The organism is Limnospira indica PCC 8005 (assembly GCF_000973065.1).
In the GTDB taxonomy this organism is placed as follows: domain Bacteria; phylum Cyanobacteriota; class Cyanobacteriia; order Cyanobacteriales; family Microcoleaceae; genus Limnospira; species Limnospira fusiformis.
This window is the reverse complement of the sequence record NZ_FO818640.1, coordinates 808,491-827,902: the sequence shown is the minus strand read 5'-3', so window position 1 is coordinate 827,902 and position 19,412 is coordinate 808,491. Positions and strand designations below refer to the sequence as shown.

General features: G+C 46.1%; 13 protein-coding genes, 2 tRNA genes, 2 rRNA genes and 2 pseudogenes. 2 read left to right on the top strand and 17 right to left on the bottom strand.

From position 1 onward, the window contains the following. Positions 1-40: 40 nt before the first annotated feature. The 6 genes from XZ46_RS03530 to XZ46_RS03505 all read right to left on the bottom strand — a co-directional run bounded on the left by XZ46_RS03530 (position 41) and on the right by XZ46_RS03505 (position 6,597). Positions 41-2,038 carry a PAS domain-containing hybrid sensor histidine kinase/response regulator gene (locus XZ46_RS03530; protein ID WP_008057097.1) on the bottom strand — a complete coding sequence of 666 codons (1,998 nt, stop codon included), beginning with the start codon at positions 2,036-2,038 and terminating at the stop codon, positions 41-43. Between the two features lie 37 nt (positions 2,039-2,075). Then, entirely contained in the window at positions 2,076-2,711 is a 636-nt protein-coding gene (locus tag XZ46_RS03525) for a chemotaxis protein CheC (protein WP_006621537.1), read from the bottom strand. 12 nt (positions 2,712-2,723) lie between these two features. Then, the gene (locus tag XZ46_RS03520) at positions 2,724-3,095 is read right to left on the bottom strand and encodes a response regulator (RefSeq protein WP_006670822.1); all 372 of its coding nucleotides are present in this window, start codon (positions 3,093-3,095) and stop codon (positions 2,724-2,726) included. A 228-nt stretch (positions 3,096-3,323) separates the two neighbouring features. Next, on the bottom strand, positions 3,324-3,725 hold the full coding sequence (locus XZ46_RS03515) for a DUF1667 domain-containing protein (protein WP_008057100.1): 402 nt from the start codon (positions 3,723-3,725) through the stop codon (positions 3,324-3,326). Positions 3,726-3,754: 29 nt separating this feature from the next. Further along, a complete protein-coding gene (locus XZ46_RS03510) occupies positions 3,755-5,020 on the bottom strand; it encodes an NAD(P)/FAD-dependent oxidoreductase (protein WP_008057102.1) in 1,266 nt (421 codons plus the stop codon). 149 nt (positions 5,021-5,169) lie between these two features. Beyond that, the gene (locus XZ46_RS03505; RefSeq protein WP_006621541.1) at positions 5,170-6,597 is read right to left on the bottom strand and encodes an NAD(P)/FAD-dependent oxidoreductase; all 1,428 of its coding nucleotides are present in this window, start codon (positions 6,595-6,597) and stop codon (positions 5,170-5,172) included. A gap of 271 nt (positions 6,598-6,868) precedes the next feature. Between XZ46_RS03505 and XZ46_RS03500 the strand changes: the two genes are divergently transcribed. Beyond that, complete coding sequence (locus XZ46_RS03500) at positions 6,869-7,486, top strand: GNAT family N-acetyltransferase (RefSeq protein ID WP_008057103.1); 618 nt, start codon at positions 6,869-6,871, stop codon at positions 7,484-7,486. Here the strand turns inward: XZ46_RS03500 and XZ46_RS03495 are convergent. Further along, on the bottom strand, positions 7,476-8,372 hold the full coding sequence (locus XZ46_RS03495; RefSeq protein WP_006621543.1) for a metal ABC transporter permease: 897 nt from the start codon (positions 8,370-8,372) through the stop codon (positions 7,476-7,478). The genes XZ46_RS03500 and XZ46_RS03495 overlap by 11 nt on opposite strands. A 100-nt stretch (positions 8,373-8,472) precedes the next feature. Then, positions 8,473-9,258, bottom strand: a complete 786-nt coding sequence (locus XZ46_RS03490; RefSeq protein ID WP_006621544.1) for a metal ABC transporter ATP-binding protein — start codon at positions 9,256-9,258, stop codon at positions 8,473-8,475. Between the two features lie 106 nt (positions 9,259-9,364). On the opposite strand from XZ46_RS03490, the gene XZ46_RS03485 reads away from it, so the two are divergent. Next, positions 9,365-10,291, top strand: a complete 927-nt coding sequence (locus XZ46_RS03485) for a metal ABC transporter solute-binding protein, Zn/Mn family (RefSeq protein ID WP_006670824.1) — start codon at positions 9,365-9,367, stop codon at positions 10,289-10,291. Between the two features lie 63 nt (positions 10,292-10,354). On the opposite strand, the gene XZ46_RS03480 is transcribed toward XZ46_RS03485, so the two are convergent. The 9 genes and pseudogenes from XZ46_RS03480 to XZ46_RS03445 all read right to left on the bottom strand — a co-directional run. Next, complete coding sequence (locus tag XZ46_RS03480) at positions 10,355-12,373, bottom strand: ribonuclease catalytic domain-containing protein (RefSeq protein WP_006621546.1); 2,019 nt, start codon at positions 12,371-12,373, stop codon at positions 10,355-10,357. 8 nt (positions 12,374-12,381) lie between these two features. Continuing rightward, positions 12,382-12,602 (bottom strand): annotated as a pseudogene (gene rpsR / locus XZ46_RS03475) (30S ribosomal protein S18). 79 nt (positions 12,603-12,681) lie between these two features. Further along, positions 12,682-12,870 (bottom strand): 50S ribosomal protein L33, encoded by a 189-nt coding sequence (gene rpmG, locus XZ46_RS28100; RefSeq protein WP_006616669.1) that lies wholly within the window; start codon positions 12,868-12,870, stop codon positions 12,682-12,684. 37 nt (positions 12,871-12,907) lie between these two features. Further along, the gene (locus XZ46_RS03470) at positions 12,908-13,357 is read right to left on the bottom strand and encodes an RDD family protein (RefSeq protein WP_230428077.1); all 450 of its coding nucleotides are present in this window, start codon (positions 13,355-13,357) and stop codon (positions 12,908-12,910) included. Between the two features lie 232 nt (positions 13,358-13,589). Further along, positions 13,590-16,473, bottom strand: a 23S ribosomal RNA gene (locus XZ46_RS03465). Between the two features lie 199 nt (positions 16,474-16,672). Then, a tRNA-Ala gene (locus tag XZ46_RS03460) sits at positions 16,673-16,745 on the bottom strand. Between the two features lie 15 nt (positions 16,746-16,760). Beyond that, positions 16,761-16,834, bottom strand: a tRNA-Ile gene (locus XZ46_RS03455). A 114-nt stretch (positions 16,835-16,948) separates the two neighbouring features. Then, positions 16,949-18,437 (bottom strand): 16S ribosomal RNA (locus tag XZ46_RS03450). Together the 16S and 23S rRNA genes with 2 tRNA genes alongside form the textbook arrangement of a ribosomal RNA operon. Before the next feature lie 562 nt (positions 18,438-18,999). Continuing rightward, positions 19,000-19,395 (bottom strand): annotated as a pseudogene (locus tag XZ46_RS03445) (zinc ribbon domain-containing protein); the annotation flags it as partial. Positions 19,396-19,412: the final 17 nt, after the last annotated feature.

Below are 19,412 nucleotides of genomic sequence, written 5' to 3'. Positions count from 1 at the left end.
CATCGCAGAACAAACCCCTTTATTTTTATGAATCAAGTGCCTAGGGTTTTGGGGGACTAGAATTAAGGCATTTTTGCAGCACTTCTAATAACTCCTGTGTGGTGAAAGGTTTTGCTAAAAATATATCAACTCCTAACTCAGCTATATCTTTGGCTATATCTACTGAAAAGTAACCGCTAATTCCGACAATTTTAATTTGAGGATTCAGGGATTTTAGCTCCCTAATAGTAGTTTTGCCAGCCATAACAGGCATCATAATATCGATAACCACACAGTCAATTTGCTCTAAATATTGACGGTATATTTTAATCGCCTCAACTCCATTACTTGCTACCAAAACTTGATATTGAAAACTCTCTAAACTCGCTTTAGTAATTTCTCGGATAGGTTCTTCATCATCAACCACTAAAATTAGTTGACCCTGACCTGTAATTAATTCTAAATGCTCATAAACCGTAGTTTCTGTGTCCTCTGAGGCGGGTATATAAACTCTAAAAGTAGTTCCGCAACCCATTTGAGTATCAACGTCAATAAAGCCATTATGACCCTTAACTATACCTAGGACTGTGGATAGTCCTAAGCCACTACCTTTAGCAAATTCTTTGGTAGTAAAAAACGGTTCAAATATCCGGTCTAAGACTTCTTGGGTAATGCCAGTTCCCGTATCAGAGACGGTAATCATTACATAACAACCTTCCCTCGCATCAAGGTTTAAACGAGCTTCTTTTTGGTTTAAAATAACATTACTAGCTGATAGTGATAAATTCCCCCCGCCTGGCATGGCATCTCGTGCGTTGACACAGAGATTCATTAAGATTTGATGTAGTTGGGTGGGGTCGCCATAAACTGTCCAGAGTTCCTTAGAAACATTGGTGCTAACATTGATAGATTTGGGGAATGTCTCCCTGGCAATATCTGCTACTTCACTAATTAAGTGTCTGACTTGAAAAATCTCTAGTTTCCCTTCAAAGCCTTTGGCGAAGGAAAGAACTTGCTTAATTAAATGGGCTCCCCGTTTGGTGTTATTTTCAATTAACTTGAGCATTTTATTTTGTTTTTCTTGGTCAAGTCCTAATTGAAACATTTGCACGGAGGCGAGAATCGGTGTCAAAATATTATTGAGGTCATGGGCTATGCCACTGGCTAGGGTGCCAATGCTTTCTAGTCTTTGCGCTCTCAGTAGTTGGATTTCTAGTCTCTTGGTTTCGGTAATATCTGAGAGAACACCGACTATTTCTTCAATGTGACCAGAGGCATCACACACCAGCTTCATTTCGTCTCGTAACCAACGATAACTGCCATTTTTATGGCGGAAACGATATTCGGTGGTTAGGTGATTTAATTTGAGAATTTGTGAGCAACGATGATGGATTTTGGGGCGGTCATCAGGGTGAATGCGATCGCTCCAAAAATTGGGGGTATTAATCCATTCACTAGGTTGATATCCTAGTTGAGTTATGAGATTATCACTGATAAATTTAGGGGGATAGTCATCGGTGGGATAACAAGTATAAATAATCGCCGGACTCGATGCTAATAAATGTTCAAGTTGAATCTGAATAGAACTTAATCTCGCTTCGGTTTGCTCAAGTTTAGTGATTTTTTGTTGTAGTTCTGTTTCTCGAATTACCCGTTCGGTAACATCAGCAATTACAGTAATAGTTCCGCAAATTTCTCCCGCTTCAATTAAGGGAGCAATACGGACGCTTTGTTGCATTGGGGATAAAGAATGACTGCCAATATTTGCCGGAATATTAATGAGATAGGAATGGAGGCGCTGAGACAGGAAAGCTACTTGACCTTGGAGAGCTTGTTCATAAAATCGATGGATTCCTCGTTCTTTCATGTCAGGATAAAGGCTGAATAAATGACACCCAATTAAATCTTGGGCTGACCTACCACTGTGGATTTCTAGCCAATGATTCCAACTGAGAAATTCTAATTTATTATTAGTAGTAAAAATGCCCTGTTCTGCAAAGTTATTGAGCCATTTTAACAAGGCGTGACTATGGGAAAGATGGATATTATGATCTAACATAATTAGGTAAATCCCATATTTAATAGTAATTGGTGGATTACCGAGTCAGAGATGGCGCTACAGCCTCATCTGCCCAACTGTCTATCAACTCCAATAATTTCTCTAAGGAAACTACACCCAATACCAGCACTAGATAGCCGTTTACGGAGTCTTCACGCATTTTAAAGGAGGTATACATTACCATGGCATAGCGGACTTCTTCCTTGCCAATAATCAGAGAATGAATCAGTCCATCTAGGGCTTCTAGGTAAAGGCGCGGTACCGAAAAGGAAATCTGAATTTCTAGTAAATTTCCGAATACACTTAAACAGGAGTTAAGTAGGATATTGCCAATTTCTGTTAGCACTTCTCCGGCGGGAACGTCAAGGCGATCGCTTGATGGGCTACCCTCTGGGGACACTAAACGGGACAACATTACCGCCCCTTCATAGTTTAATAATAATAGAGCATTTCCCGACACTGGCCCGGTGAAAATCTGCTGTACTGTGGCAATTTCACCATTAACAAAACTCGCCAGTTTAGCCGCTAATTCTTCAATAGGATGAATAGAAACTTGAGGAACATCAAGCAAAATGCGATGACCCGTTAGCTGTGATAAAGAATTGGCAGTGCGAGCAAAACCAATATTAATTAACTCAGTTAGAGCATCTTTTTGCTTTTCGGTCAGGATCATCGCAGCACCTCCCTAGGACTGTGATATAGTAATGAGAGCTTGATTTACCTGGTCGAGAACACTTTGAGCCATAAAAGGCTTGGTAATGTAGCCCACAGCCCCAGCGGCTTGAACTGCAGCGCGAGTCATTTCCTGAGCATCAGCACTGGCAATAATAACCCTAGCTGTGTTATCCATTGCCATGAGTTTTTCTAAAACTTCTGTCCCCTGCATATCTGGCATAGCCAGATCAATTAAAACCAGGTCTGGTTTATCGATAAAGTAGCGTTCCAGCGCAGCTAGTCCCCCTGTAGCTTCAATGACTTCGTGTTTATCTGTTTCTAAGATACCACGCATAATCCTACGGGAGAGACTAGAATCATCAACGATTAAAATTTTAGCCATTGCCAAGTCTCCCAAGCCCTGCGGTTGATTACGGTGGAGTATAAACAGGATCTATATTTAGTCTCCTACAACATATATAGTAACAGGAAACTATGGGTTTTATAAAATTTTTGTACAAATTTTAACAATCTAGTTAACTACTAGGTGATCTGCTAAAATAGATGATACGAGAACTTATACAAGGTGCCGAAACACCTTGTATAAATCAATTTTAGTCGATTTTGACCATCAATTGGGGGCAGTAGGCATATCTCGTGATGCCACCACATCGACACCTAAATCAAGAACATTAGATAAGATGGTATCGCCGATATGAATCGGGGCGGTGACATTGACTTGCCGCAATTGCTGACATAATTCTATCACTTTTTCTTTCGGTATGGCTGCGGTAGTTTTTACGGGTAATTTTGCCCAAATACCATTATTAACTCGCACTGTAGTTGTCACCATGCGACGGGGTTCGGTGTGTTCCTGTTTCGCATATTCCTCGCCTCGCTTACAGGTGAAGCCTCGCACTTCGACAATGTGGTTATTCTCTTCCTCAACTTCTAGGCGACATCCCAAAGGACAACCAATACATAGATAATGAGAAATGGTAGTTTCTGTGGTGGTTTCTGTGGTTTTAGTCATGGCTTATTTCTCCTCAAAATTGGCGGGATTTACTCAAGGGGGAGGATATCAATTGTTAAAGCCTCTCCGTGGAAGTTCTGCAAAAACCGGGGTTTGACTTTCAGGTTGACCATTTCGGCGGGGAATACATACCGGAGTTTTTTCTCATAAATATCCCCAAGTTTTAAAATGCTTTCCTTGAGAGGACGACGCACTCGCATATAAACGGTATGATCCCGATCGCTCGAAATGGTTTGAGGTACACAATAGGCGACATTTTCACCAGGAATTAAACGGATATTATCGGTAGGTGGGCGATTTTTCGTTACATATAATCCCGCATTTCGACCAGCTAAAATGGCTTCTTGGCTGACAAAATCAACTAGATCATGAATGTGGACGACATTACCACAAGCAAAAACTCCATTCATAGAAGTTTCCATGGTGCTGCTAACCACTGGACCACTGGTAACCGGATCAATTCGCAGTTGTAATTGACGAGATAGTTCGTTTTCGGGAATTAATCCAATCGATAATAACAGGGTGTCGCAGGGAACATACCAGCTTTGGTCGGCGAGGGGTTGTAGATGTTCATTAACTGGCGCGACGGTGACTCCTTCAATGCGATCGCGTCCATGAATTTCTACTACTGTGGTAGATAGATATAGGGGGATATTAAAGTCCTGTAAACATTGCACAATGTTCCGGTTTAATCCGTTGGCGTGGGGCATTATTTCAAATACTCCCGCCACTTCTACCCCTTCCAAGGTTAGCCGTCTCGCCATAATTAATCCGATATCCCCAGAACCCAGAATTACGGCTTTATTTCCAGGTAAAAATCCTAGTAAATTTACAAATCTTTGGGCCAACCCGGCGGTTAAGACTCCTGAACAGCGGGTTCCGGGGGTGCGAATAGCGCCACGAGTCCTTTCTCTCGCACCCATGGCTAAGACAGTGGCTTTGGCGGAAATGACGTGCATTCCGTGGCTTCCAGACATTAATTTAACTCGCCGATCGCCATCTATATCTAAGATATAGGCATCTGCTATAATGTCTATATCCTGGGCGATCGCTTGTTCTAAAAAACGTTGAGCATATTCAGGTCCGGTCAATTCTTCTTTAAAGTGTTGGAGTCCAAAACCGGGGTGAATACATTGCAATAAAATGCCTCCCGCTTCCTTTTCGCGATCGACAATTAAAATTCGTTCAGCGCCAGACTCTTTCGCGCCTAACGCCGCCGCTATCCCAGCGGGTCCGCCGCCAACAACTACTACATCATAGTTGCTATTTAGGTGCTTAATACTCTCGGTAATCATGATAATTTTTCAATGGCTAACAACAAACACAGACTAAATTTGGGGCGGGTTATATAGTCAATTTTTGTCGGTAGTAAGTAACCGACATTAACCCGCCATTTTTAGGCACAATAAGCTATGGGTTGTAATCAGTGTTAATTAGTGGGTATTTATGAATGCTGTTCACGCACTACCCAGGTATCGCCGCCACGTTTGGTAATTTCGGTCATGGGAATGTTATATTCCTGGGATAAAAGTTGCATACAGCGTCCTGTACAAAATCCCCCCTGACAGCGACCCATTCCCGCGCGGGTGCGGAATTTAATGCCATCTAATGTTTTTGCGCCTCGGCTGATCGCATCCAGAATTTCACCCTCGGAAATTAACTCACACCGACAGATAATTCGACCATAGCTAGGGTTTTGGTTGACCAGTGCAATTTGTGCTTCTGTAGAAAGAGAGGCGAAATGAATGGGTTTAGTAATTGAGGGAATAAAGCTATCTTTGGGGGCTAAGGATAAGCCTTCTTCGTGTAAAATATCCCTAACCATAGTGGCGATCGCTGGTGCTGCGGTTAGTCCTGGTGATTGAATTCCCGCCACGTTAATAAAGCCAGGTTTCGCCGTAGTCCCGATGATAAAATCTTCTCCGTCTACTACCGCGCGGAGTCCCGCAAATTCAGCTATACAGTCCCTAGGACTAATTCCTGGGACGGTTTGGGTAACTGCATCAAAAACTTTTTTTCCCCCTTCGTGGGAGGTGGTTAAATCGGTCTTATCGTCCACCATTTCGGCGGTAGGACCCACCATTAAAGTCCCGTCATAGGTGGGGATGACTAAGATACCTTTAGAAACGGGAGTAGGACAGGGAAAAATTACTCGTTTGACCAGTCCAATTAATCGCTTATCGAGGAGATATTCCTCTCCTTTACGGGGTTTGATGGTAAAGGTACGCACTCCCGCAAATTCAGCGATCGCATCTGCATATAGTCCAGCCGCATTAATCACAAAACGAGTATTAAATTCCCCTCTGGGGGTATGGATTACCCAGTGATGATCAGGGGTTTGATTAATGGCTGTAACTTTACAATTGGTAAAGAGATTTAAGCCGTTTATACAGGCATTTTCAATTAGAGCAAAACAAGCCTCGTAGGGATTAACCACCCCAGTTGTCGGCGCATATAAAGCAGCGATCGCCTCTGATGTTAGGTGAGGTTCTTCTTTTCGCAGGCGTTCCCGTTGCCAAATTTCTAAGCCAGGAACTCCTTTAGCTTCCCCCTGTTTTTGCAATTTTTCTAGTGTGGGTATTTGGTCTTCTGCGAAAGCGACAGTAAGTTCTCCAATGCGTTTAAAACCAAACCCTAATTCTTCGCAGATGGTATCCCACATTTGGTTTCCTTCCCATTCTAGCCTACCTTTCAGCGTATTAGGGGAACTGTGATGTCCACCGTGAATAATACCGCTGTTGGCTTTGCTGGTTCCGAAACCCACTTCTGCTTCTGATTCAATTAGCGCAACTCGAATCGCATACCGCATCAATTCTCGCGCAATGGTGCATCCGGTTACACCACCACCGATAATGATTGCATCATACAACATGATCCTATCCTGTAAGTGTTTGCTTGTCGGTCATACAGTGTTTAATCAATTGAAATTGTTAGTCAATCAAACTGCTCAATCTGGTTAAGCGGTGGACATCAGTTTCTGGCTGCTACAGCCGCGATCGCATGGATCTGTAAACTGAATCCTCTATCTTCAGTGTAAGGACAAATTGATGATTTGTCATCCGTATTTAGGTTAAGTATTTTTAAGCGCCATTATTCAACTATGGTATAATTAATCCGGCAAAATTCATCAATGGACAAGTTGAATGAGCATTAATTTTACACAAATTAACTCTGGGAATGAACTTAAATCAGCCATGGCTAAAGGTCTTTATACTACTGTCCATGAGTGTTTTTCTGCTCCCCCTTTTAACGAAAAAGTAACCCCAGAAAAAGTCAATTTTTACTTTCAAAAATATATTGAATCCGGGGTTTTATACTTGGCTTATTCTGACTCAAACCCCATGGGATTTATTGCGGCACTCCCCTTAGCTGAAACCGCCAATATAGGAGAGTTAGAATTTTTTGAGACTTGGGGATATATGAATAACCAAAAAGTTCATCTAAATTCTGATTTATTCACTCAGCAAACCGGACTCAGCATTGATAAATTATACTATGTCGCTGATTTAGGTGTAGCCATTAATTACCGTCAGCAAGGTATCGCCACAGGACTGTTTAAAACCTTATTTGGTCATTTATCAGATCACATTGGTTATATCTTGAGAACTACAGCCAACCCTGAATATGCTTATTTACCTGAGTTTTATCAAAAGTTGGGGTTTAAAATGATACCAATTAGCCAAAGTGTTGAGTATTATAATTTTAAAAATGAATTAATCCAGGATAGCCGTTTAATTTTAGTGAAATTACCTAACGATTAATTAAATTTTTGATTTCCTTTAAAAGTGGCGGTTCTTTGGATATCTTAACCGGGTGGGTTAGCAGTCCTTCACTGGGGCTAAATAAAAACGCCATTAGGAATAAACCAGAAGCCACCAAGACAATGGCTGGACCGGAAGGCAAGTTATAGAAATAACTCAGATACATTCCACTCATGCTAGAACCCACGCCAATTAACACCCCTAAAATCATCACATTATGCAAACGATTAACCAATAAATAAGCCGTGGCTGATGGTGTAATTAATAAGGATAAAACTAAGATGACTCCTACAGCTTTGAGACTGGCGACAATAGTTAAGGAAATTAACATCATTAACCCTAAATTTAACAGGTTCACAGGTAAGCCAGCCGCCTCCGCGCCCTGGGGGTCAAAGGTATAGAACAATAATTCTTTATAAATGAGGAAGACGACCAATAAGACAATAGCAGCAATAATCATTGTATCCCGGACATCGGAGGCTGTAACTCCCAAGATATTGCCAAAGAGAAAATGATTTAAGTCGATTTTATTGTCTTTTTGAATGATGGTAATTAGAGTAATCCCCAAAGCAAAAAAGCCGGAAAAAACAATCCCCATGGCTGCGTCTTCTTTGATTTTGGAGTGGGTGCGGATTATTTCGATTAATACTGTACTGAATACCCCAGCGATAAACGCACCTACAAAAATATTAAACCCTAAAATAAAGGCGATCGCTAATCCAGGTAAAACGGAATGGCTGATGGCATCCCCTAATAAAGCCAGCCGCTGCACCATTAAATAACTACCAACCACGGCACAAATTAACCCCACCAATATAGCAATAGTGAGCGATCGCTGCATGAAACCATATTGCAAAGGTTCTATTAATATTTCCCAAACTATCATGTTGATACTGTCTCTTATATCTTCAGAACCTGGATTTTTGTGGATGGATATACAGGGCAAAAAACCGGGTTTATCCTCAATAGATAATTCTCCAACGCCATTAAGCTGCATTGTCTGAGAAAAACATGACCCTACCACCATAAGCATGATCAAGATTTTCCTGAGTTAAGACAGCTTCCCTAGTTCCGGCGGCGATTAGTTCTTTGTTTAGCAGAATTAAGTCATCAAAATTGGTAATGGATTTACCTAAGTCGTGATTAACTACTAACACAATTTTGCCGGAAGCTGCTAACTCCCTGAAAATACTAAAAATCACATTTTCAGTTTTTTGATCAATACCCGCAAAGGGTTCATCAAAGCAGAAAACTTCCGCCTGTTGCGCTAAAGATCTAGCTAAGAAAACCCGTTGCTGTTGACCTCCTGAAAGTTGACCAATAGGACGCGCACTATAGCTTTCCATTCCTACCCGCTGTAAGGCTTGGGTAGCCAAGCGACGACTGACTCCCGAAAAGCCTCTAAACCAACCAGTTTGGCGGACTCTTCCCATCATTACTACATCCCAAACTGTGGCGGGATAGGTCCAGTCTATCTGCGATCGCTGGGGGACGTAGGCGACGCGGTGGCGTTGTTGACTCAGGGGACGTTCACCGAAAATGGCAGGGCTTCCTGTGGCAGGAATCAGCCCCAAAATAGCTTTTAACAAGGTACTCTTACCCGCACCATTGGGTCCAATAATTCCGGTTAGCCGTCCTGGGTTCACCTGTAGATTAATGTCCCGCAGTGCTTCAATCCCTCGGTACTGTACCCCCAGGTTACTGATGATAATACTCATATCGGCTGAAACCTGCTTAATAAAGGAGTTGTGGGCAATTTTGAGAGTATCCATAACTATGATTTGCGATCGCTTTATTTCAAGTTATGTCAAGAATAGCACAAAAATGAAAGAAATATGAAATAATTTATGAAAACAAAATGAAAAGGACTAAGTACAAATGGCTAGACCAATGGCTAAGGGGTTAGGTGTAGTTGGGTTATTGTGTGGGTTGTTGCTGGGGGGTTGTCAGTCGCCGTCGGTGGTTTCTACTGGGGATGAAATGCCGAAAGTGGTATCTACTACCACTATTATTGCCGATTTAACTGAAGCGATCGCCTCTGACCAAATTCAACATACCAGTCTTTTACAGCCGGGGGTAGATCCTCATATTTATGAACCTGTCCCCCAGGATAGTATAGCCTTAGAAAACGCTGACCTAATTCTGTATAATGGTCATAATTTGGAACCAGGTTTAATTAGGTTAATTGAAGCGGTGGGAGAAAGGGCCATAAGAGTGGCAGTTGCTGAGTTTATCACTCCCTTAACTATTGAAGAAAATGGAGAGGTAGAACCGGATCCCCATGTGTGGGGAAATGTGGAAAATGCGATCGTCATGGTTGAGGTAATTCGGGATGAATTAATAGCACTATCCCCAGATGATCGGCAGATATTTATGGATAATGCGGAACAGCTTATTGAGGAGTTGGAAAAACTCCATATTTGGATTGGTGAACAAATTGCCACAATTCCTAGCGATCGCCGTTATCTGGTCACCACCCATGATGCTTTTCAATATTACGCCGCCGCCTATGGTTTAACTGTACCCGGAACCTTAATAGGTATCAGCACCGAAGAACAACCTAGCGCCCAAACTGTGCGGAATTTAGCAGAGGAAATCCGCCGCCTAGGAATCCCTGCTATTTTTGCAGAAACTACACTTAATCCCCAATTAATTAGGGCGGTTGCGGAAGAAGCCGGGGTGGAATTAGCCCCCCAAGAATTATATTCAGATTCTATTGGCGCACCTGGTTCCGAAGGGGATAGTTATGTTAGGATGATGCAAGCCAATACTAGGGCGATCGTAGAAGCCCTCGGCGACAACTAATTTATTAGGGCAGGTAGGGGCAGGTTTCTAACCCGTCTCCGCCTGCTGCTGGTCGCTATTCTCCTAAACCGCTGGTTCCGTGGCTGGGCTAATAATTTCCTGGAATTGAATCACGTCTTGGCGTGGGTCAGAATGGGTCACTTTGACCTCAAAGCGATCGCCAAGTTCTATATCACGGTTAAACCGCATTGGTAACTCTAACCCTAATTCCTCCAGCATCACCAAACCTAAATTACTATCCTCGCGCAACCACCGCAGCAAAATAGCTTCCCAGACCTCATCAGTTTGACGACGCAAATATTCCAAACTCCAATAGCGGTTAGTCTCCCGTTCCACCTTCGAGGCTTCTTTCACCGCCGGACCGAGACTCATCACCATTTCCTGCATTTGTTCCACCGAAAAAGGTGGATCATCTCCCCGCAAATGAGCCTTAATCTGGAAGTGAGCCAAGAGATCGCTATAACGCCTAATGGGGGAAGTCACCTGCGTATAAGTTTCCAAGGCTAAACTTGCATGGCGAGCCGGAGTTAAGCTAACCTCACTGCGAGGCATATAACGACGCAATGCACAGGCTCTGACCGCTCCGGCTGGTAGTTGCAGCAGCTCCTCTTCTGGGGGTAGTTCCGGTTGAGGCTGGCTGCGATAGGGTAATGCTAAATTATGCTCCTGACCATAGCGAGCCGCTACCTCCCCAGTCAAAATCATCATTTCTGCCACCATTTGGCGAGACAGAGAATCATCAAGGAGTTTAACAATTACCTCATCCCCCTCCACCTTGATCATCGATTCTGGCATATAAATACTAATAGCCCCTTGGGAGGAACGCCATTGTTGGCGACGTTTGGCTAACTGTCCTAAAATCTCGATTTCTGGTTCAGCCTTAATACCCAAGTGCAGCATCTCATCCACGTCATCATAGGTGAGGCGGTAGGTAGGTTTGATGATGCTCGTATGAATGCTATAATCCTTCAGGCTGCCATCCTCATTCAGCACTACCCCGAAGCTCAAGGCACAGCAAATTTTACCCTGTACCAAACTCATCGGCCCCGTGGCTAGTTCTGGGGGGAACATGGGAATCATCCCCGTCGGTAGGTAAACGCTGGTCGTCCTGCGCCGCGCTTCTAGGTCTAGTTCATCTCCCGGTGTAATTAGACGAGTAGGGTCAGCAATGTGAATCCAAATTTTTTGGGTTCCGTCTTCCAGGAATTCTAGGCTAACTCCATCATCAATTTCGCGGGTGCTTTCGTCGTCAATGGTGTAGACCTTCAGATGAGTTAAATCGAACCGATGACCTTGATCCGGGTCAGGTTGGGGAGATTGCAAATAATATTGAGCCACGTCTAGCACCTTTGCGGGAAACTGGGTTGGGATCTGACTGCGCCATAGGGAAAGATTCTCATGCAGACTCCATATCCCCAAGTCTACCAACAATTGAAAAGAGGCACTGGGAGTTTGAGGGCGATTAAGACTGCTTAGGGTTTCTAAGGCGGGTCCGGTATGGGATGCTTCCTCCCCATAAAGAGCAAAACGTTCTAAAGCATCAAGGCGAGTGCGATCGCTCCCCCGCCATTCTACCACCTCTCCCGCTAGACATTGTTCAACTCGCTGCCAAAACAGTTGGGTTTCCTGTTCCCGTTGCTGTTCAACTTCCTGTTGATGTTTGATTTCTGCTACCTGGTTGGGAGGGCGAGGTTCATAGCGATCGCCCTTCTGTTTAAAGTAGAGTTTATCATTGCATAGCAACAGGTGGCTGGCATAACACTGGGCTGGAGTTTCCTCCGAAAATAGCAACAATGCCATTCCTTTGGGGTCTACTGTTTCCCCCTCTTCAATCAAAATCTCCCAGGCTATCTCTAAACTAGCTGGATCTAGATAGGGTTGTATTTCTTCATAAAAAGAGGGAATATCAGCAGGACGATAAGTCGTTCCCCCTACCTCATAGGTAATTTGTCTGGGATGAACGGTATGGGAATTTCCCTGGTCATCAACTAAGATCCAGTGCTTTTTTCCTTCAGGGCGATCTACCACAGCGAGACGGCGCTCCCCATGATGACGGAATTCAACTAAGGTTCCCTTTTCCACCAATTCAATCAGCCTTCTTTATTGACAAAGGGCAGCATAGCATGGCTAAAATTCTAGCCCGTTTGATCGCTTTTGTCAGGTCTCGTTGTTGTTTACAGGTTAAACCGGTAATGCGGCGGGGTAGAATTTTGCCCCGTTCGGTCATAAACTTTTTCAACAACTCGATGTTTTTATAATCAATGGGGGTTTTGGGATCAATGGGCGAAACTTGGCGACGGAAATAGCTCATGGGCTTTGACTCCTGTTAGTTTAATGGATGATTCTATGTCGATGGGGATGACTACTCTCCCACCAGTCATCTGAAAGCACTATTTGATTTCTTTGTGAACCGTATGTTTGTTACAGTGGGTGCAGAATTTCTTGAGTTCCATTCTGCCAGTTGTATTCCGACGGTTTTTGGTCGTTGTATACCGTGACACACCCTTAGAACGCTTATCGGTATTGGTGCGACACTCAGTGCATTCCAGCGTGATTACAATGCGAACACCTTTAGCCATAATCCTAAAAGATTTCTTAATAAAGCACAATCATCTATTATTTCAGGTATTGCTGCATTTTGTCAATCCAATTTTTGACTCTAATATCCAGAGAATAGCCTCGCTGAACACCAATAACGATGGTTTCGCCCAGGCGATCGTGAAAAGTTTGCGGGTATTGAGCCATATCAAAAAGCACAGTTCCACCATCAGCGATCAGGGGAACTAATAATAACACAACTCCGGCATGGCCTGAAGCCAGACTGCCTAATCCATTTAGGGCCAAGAATACAAAAAACCCTAGGACCCCCTCGCGCTTAGATAATTCTAGCAATTGCGGTGTTCGGTGGAATCGTGTATCAATTACCCTCATATTCAAAGCCCAGCGCCCCAAGCTCTGTCCGTAGTTTCGATAAACGACAAACACCCGTGAGGCTATCCAAAGCAGCATAAATACCAAAAATCCGACTAAGCCACTAAGCCCTAATAAACCAGTAATCAACAACACTAGAAATGCGTCAATCCCTAATGCGATCGCCCGACACCAAGTTGGAACCCTTGGAAAAGCAGGGGCTACTAACTCAGATAAGATAACTCAGACCTTTCAGAACTCATGGTGAATACCAGATTATCAAAAGACAAAGCCTCAATCAAATCAAGAAAGAGGCAGAGTCATCATATTAAATTGTAGTGTAGAAACCAAACCCTAAAGGCTGCATAGAGAAAAAGCGAGTGTAAAAGAGGTCAAGCCCTCGGTCTGTTAGTGTGCCTCGGCTACATCCATTACTGGACTTCCACCTGACATCTATTAACGGGTAATCTTCCCGTGACCTTACCTGGCTAACCCAGTGAGAGCACTCATCTTGAGGTGGGCTTCCCACTTAGATGCTTTCAGCGGTTATCCGCTCCGCACATGGCTACCCTGCGTATACCGTTGGCACGATAACAGGTACACCAGCGGTGCGTCCTTCCCGGTCCTCTCGTACTAGGGAAGGCTCCTCTCAATGCTCTTACGCCTGCACCGGATATGGACCGAACTGTCTCACGACGTTCTGAACCCAGCTCACGTACCGCTTTAATGGGCGAACAGCCCAACCCTTGGGACGTACTACCGCCCCAGGTTGCGATGAGCCGACATCGAGGGTGCCAAACCTCCCCGTCGATGTGAACTCTTGGGGGAGATCAGCCTGTTATCCCTAGAGTAACTTTTATCCGTTGAGCGACGGCCTTTCCACGCAGCACCGTCGGATCACTAAGGCCGACTTTCGTCCCTGCTCGACTTGTAGGTCTTGCAGTCAAGCTCCCTTATGCCTTTGCACTCTACGGCTGATTTCCAACCAGCCTGAGGGAACCCTTGCGCGCCTCCGTTACCATTTAGGAGGCGACCGCCCCAGTCAAACTGCCCCCCTGAAACTGTCTCTTTCCCGGATAACGGGAAAAGGTTAGAATTCTAGCTTCGCCAGAGTGGTATCTCACCGATGGCTCAGAATCCCCCACAAGGAATTCTTCACAGCCTCCCACCTATCCTGCGCAAGCGAAGCCCGAACCCAATTCCAGGCTACAGTAAAGCTTCATAGGGTCTTTCTGTCCGGGTGCAGGTAGTCCGTATCTTCACAGACAATTCTATTTCGCCGAGTCTCTCTCCGAGACAGCGCCCAGATCGTTACGCCTTTCGTGCGGGTCGGAACTTACCCGACAAGGAATTTCGCTACCTTAGGACCGTTATAGTTACGGCCGCCGTTCACCGGGGCTTCGGTCATCAGCTTCAGATTACTCCTAACCGACTTCCTTAACCTTCCGGCACTGGGCAGGCGTCAGCCCCCATACATCGTCTTGCGACTTAGCGGAGACCTGTGTTTTTGGTAAACAGTCGCCTGGGCCTCTTCAGTGCCACCTACCTTTCGGCAGGCACTCCTTCTCCCGAAGTTACGGAGCCATTTTGCCGAGTTCCTTAGAGAGAGTTACCTCGCGCCCCTTAGTATTCTCAACCACCCCACCTGTGTCGGTTTCGGGTACAGGCATTTACAGTTTAAGATGTATAGGGCTTTTCTAGGAAGCCTGATGACTATCACTTCCCCGCCGTAGCGGGTCGGACTCGTGCCTCAGCTCAGTCTGTTTTCACCAGACCTCAACACCTCGAACACTTGCACCGGTAACCAACATCCGGATGACGAACACCTACTTCGTCCCCCTTCATCAACTGCAAACGGTACGGGAATGTTAACCCGTTGTCCATCGACTACGCTTTTCAGCCTCGCCTTAGGTCCTGACTAACCCTCCGCGGACGAGCCGTCCGGAGGAACCCTTAGGGTTTCGGGGTGTGGGATTCTCACCCACATTTTCGCTACTTAAGCCGACATTCTCACTTCTGATTCGTCCACACCTGCTTGCCGCTAGTGCTTCACACTACTACAGAACGCTCCCCTACCAATAGTTGCCTATTCCACAGCTTCGGTACACTACTTAGCCCCGTTCATTTTCGGCGCAGGAGCGCTTGACCAGTGAGCTATTACGCACTCTTTTAAGGATGGCTGCTTCTAGGCAAACCTCCTGGTTGTCTGGGCACTCCCACCTCCTTTATCACTTAGTAGTGATTTGGGGACCTTAGCTGGTGGTCTGGGCTGTTTCCCTCTTGACGATGAAGCTTATCCCCCACCGTCTCACTGGTTGAGTGTTCCCCTGGTATTCAGAGTTTGTCTCGATTTGGTACCGCTCTCGCAGCCCGCACCGAAACAGTGCTTTACCCCCAGGTTTAAACCTCAACCGCTGCGCCTCAACGCATTTCGGGGAGAACCAGCTAGCTCCGGGTTCGATTGGCATTTCACCCCTAACCACACCTCATCCGCCGATTTTTCAACATCGGTCGGTTCGGACCTCCACTTGGTTTTACCCAAGCTTCATCCTGGACATGGTTAGATCACCCGGGTTCGGGTCTACAAATTATGACGTAACGCCCTATTCAGACTCGCTTTCGCTTGGGCTGCAACCTATTCGGTCTTAACCTGCCATAACTTGTAACTCGCCGGCTCATGCTTCAACAGGCACGCGGTCAGACGTTAAATCGTCCTCCCACTGCTTGTAGGCTAACGGTTTCAGGTTCTATTTCACTCCCCTCCCGGGGTTCTTTTCACCTTTCCCTCACGGTACTGGTTCTCTATCGGTCACACAGGAGTATTTAGCCTTACCTCGTGGTCGAGGCAGATTCACACGGAATTTCACGGGCTCCGTGCTACTCGGGATACAGTCGAGCCGTTTTGGCTTTCGACTACAGGACTTTCACCTTCTCTGGTGCAGTATTCAACTGCTTCGTCTAGCCTCGGCGGTCTCTGATGACTGTCCCACAACCCCAACGGGAAATCCCATTGGTTTAGGCTGTTTCCCGTTCGCTCACCACTACTTGGGAAATCGCTATTGCTTTCTCTTCCTCCGGCTACTAAGATGTTTCAGTTCACCGGGTTCGCTCATACTCGCCTATGGATTCAGCGAGCTGTTTCTGGGTTGCCCCATTCGGACATCTTCGGCTCAAAGCTTGCTTCCAGCTCCCCGAAGCCTTTCGTGGGTCGCCACGTCCTTCATCGCCTCTGTGTGCCTAGGAATCCACCGTTAGCCCTTTGTAGCTTGACCTACATTGGAATTGTCTTTACGACGTTTTCCTACACCATTATGCTTTTCTCTATGCAGTTTTCAAGGTTCTGACTGGAACTTATGTCCAGCTATCTAGTCCTAGATTAACATCTACAGACTTAGGAGCTGTACAGTCACCAACTCTCAATTTCTCAATTCAAGACTACCTCACCCCAACTAGCACCTAATTAAAGGAGAGTGGAGGTAAGCGGACTCGAACCGCTGACTTCTGCCGTGCAAAGGCAGCGCTCTACCAACTGAGCTATACCCCCAGTTTGGGGTGGATGTGGGCCATCCTGGACTTGAACCAGGGACCTCACCCTTATCAGGGGTGCGCTCTAACCACCTGAGCTAATAGCCCATAACACGAACCCTAAAGTTTGAAAGCTCTCTGACCGCCCCATCCGACCTAAGGATGACCTCAAGACTCGGCTATTATTATCATCGCACGATGTCCTGAAGTAGGTCTCCCTAAAAAGGAGGTGATCCAGCCACACCTTCCGGTACGGCTACCTTGTTACGACTTCACCCCAGTCATCAGCCCTGCCTTCGGCATCCTCCTCCGCGAACGGTTAGAGTAACGACTTCGGGCGTGGCTAACTTCCATGGTGTGACGGGCGGTGTGTACAAGGCCCGGGAACGGATTCACCGCAGTATGCTGACCTGCGATTACTAGCGATTCCTCCTTCATGCAGGCGAGTTGCAGCCTGCAATCTGAACTGAGGAGAGGTTTACGGGATTGGCTCAGACTCGCGTCTTGGCTACCCTTTGTCCCCCCCATTGTAGTACGTGTGTAGCCCAGGACGTAAGGGGCATGATGACTTGACGTCATCCCCACCTTCCTCCGGTTTGTCACCGGCAGTCTCCCTAAAGTGCCCAACTGAATGATGGCAACTAAGGACGAGGGTTGCGCTCGTTGCGGGACTTAACCCAACATCTCACGACACGAGCTGACGACAGCCATGCACCACCTGTGTTCCGGCTCCCGAAGGCACTCTCGGCTTTCACCAAGATTCCGGACATGTCAAGCCCTGGTAAGGTTCTTCGCGTTGCATCGAATTAAACCACATACTCCACCGCTTGTGCGGGCCCCCGTCAATTCCTTTGAGTTTCACACTTGCGTGCGTACTCCCCAGGCGGGAAACTTAACGCGTTAGCTTCGGCACAGCCCGGGTCGATACAGGCTACACCTAGTTTCCATCGTTTACGGCTAGGACTACTGGGGTATCTAATCCCATTCGCTCCCCTAGCTTTCGTCCCTCAGTGTCAGTTACGGCCCAGCAGAGCGCTTTCGCCACCGGTGTTCTTCCCGATATCTACGCATTTCACCGCTACACCGGGAATTCCCTCTGCCCCTACCGTACTCTAGCTGTTCAGTTTCCACTGCCTTTCAGTAGTTAAGCCACTGTCTTTGACAGCAGACTTGAACAGCCACCTACGGACGCTTTACGCCCAATCATTCCGGATAACGCTTGCCTCCTCCGTATTACCGCGGCTGCTGGCACGGAGTTAGCCGAGGCTTATTCCTCAAGTACCGTCATTGTGTTCTTCCTTGAGAAAAGGGGTTTACAACCCAAGAGCCTTCCTCCCCCACGCGGTCTTGCTCCGTCAGGCTTGCGCCCATTGCGGAAAATTCCCCACTGCTGCCTCCCGTAGGAGTCTGGGCCGTGTCTCAGTCCCAGTGTGGCTGATCATCCTCTCAGACCAGCTACTGATCGTCGCCTTGGTGAGCCTTTACCTCACCAACTAGCTAATCAGACGCGAGCTCATCTCCCGGCGATAAATCTTTTACCTTTCGGCTCATCCGGGATTAGCAGAAGTTTCCCTCTGTTGTCCCCGACCGGGAGCCAGATTCTCACGTGTTACTCACCCGTCCGCCACTAGCTCCGAAGAGCCCGTTCGACTTGCATGTGTTAAGCAGACCGCCAGCGTTCATCCTGAGCCAGGATCAAACTCTCCGTGTTGTCGGCACTAAGACCGATTTTTTGGATTTCACGAGTTCAGCTTGCTTTTTCTGAACTCCTGGCTTGGCTTATACTGTGGCTAACTCTCAGGTAAACCTGAGTAGTAGCCGATAAATTCATTGACCTGGGGTGGTCATTAAGCTTTCAAACTATTAGTTTTTCTAGGTTCGGGCGCGTTCCGGTTCGTTGCCTCCCCTTCGAGCGCATTTACCAATGTATATTACCTAACTAGGTTTGTCAACCCTTTTTTCAAAAAAATTTTGACTTTTTTTCAGTGACACCCCAAAACCCCCACTGCACAAGGGTTTTACCTAAAAAAGTTTTTTGGAAATCTGGGAGAGTTGAAGGTGACGGAGCGGATAACTAAGGACGCGGGGACGTGGGGCTAGGTTGTCTGATAGTCTCGAATGTAAGGACCACATGATAAGGGGCCATATTATGGGACGGGTGACTTATATATAGAGGTGGCAACAGGCCCAGAAGATGGCACTCCCCAGGATACGGACAAGTTAAAAGCCCAAGTGGTAGAGAAAAAGACTCTGATTCAAGTCAACTGATACATTTACGCGACATTTATCCGGCTATTGCCTGACAATGCGACGATAGCACTATTACCCGTTAAGGTAACAGAGGCGGTATCCCGCAAAGCTTTTAGAAAGATTCCAAAAGCACCGTTCCAGTCCCTGGGTAGAGTGAACCCACACTCAGGACATCGGAACACTTTTGAGCCACCTAGCTGGGAATGGACATGACCACAGTGAGTACAGGTTTTGCTGGTGTATTCTTCCGTCACATCTACAACTGTGGTTCCAGTTATTTCCCCTTGATGTCTCAGGGTTAGTTTGAATCGATAATGCGCCCATGTCAGCATGGCGCGGGCAGTCTTAGACCTGATTAGACGCTTCACCTTGGCAACCATATTGGAAGTCTCGAAGGTGGGCCCAAAAATCCGGCTGTGTTATGGGATGGTCAGGG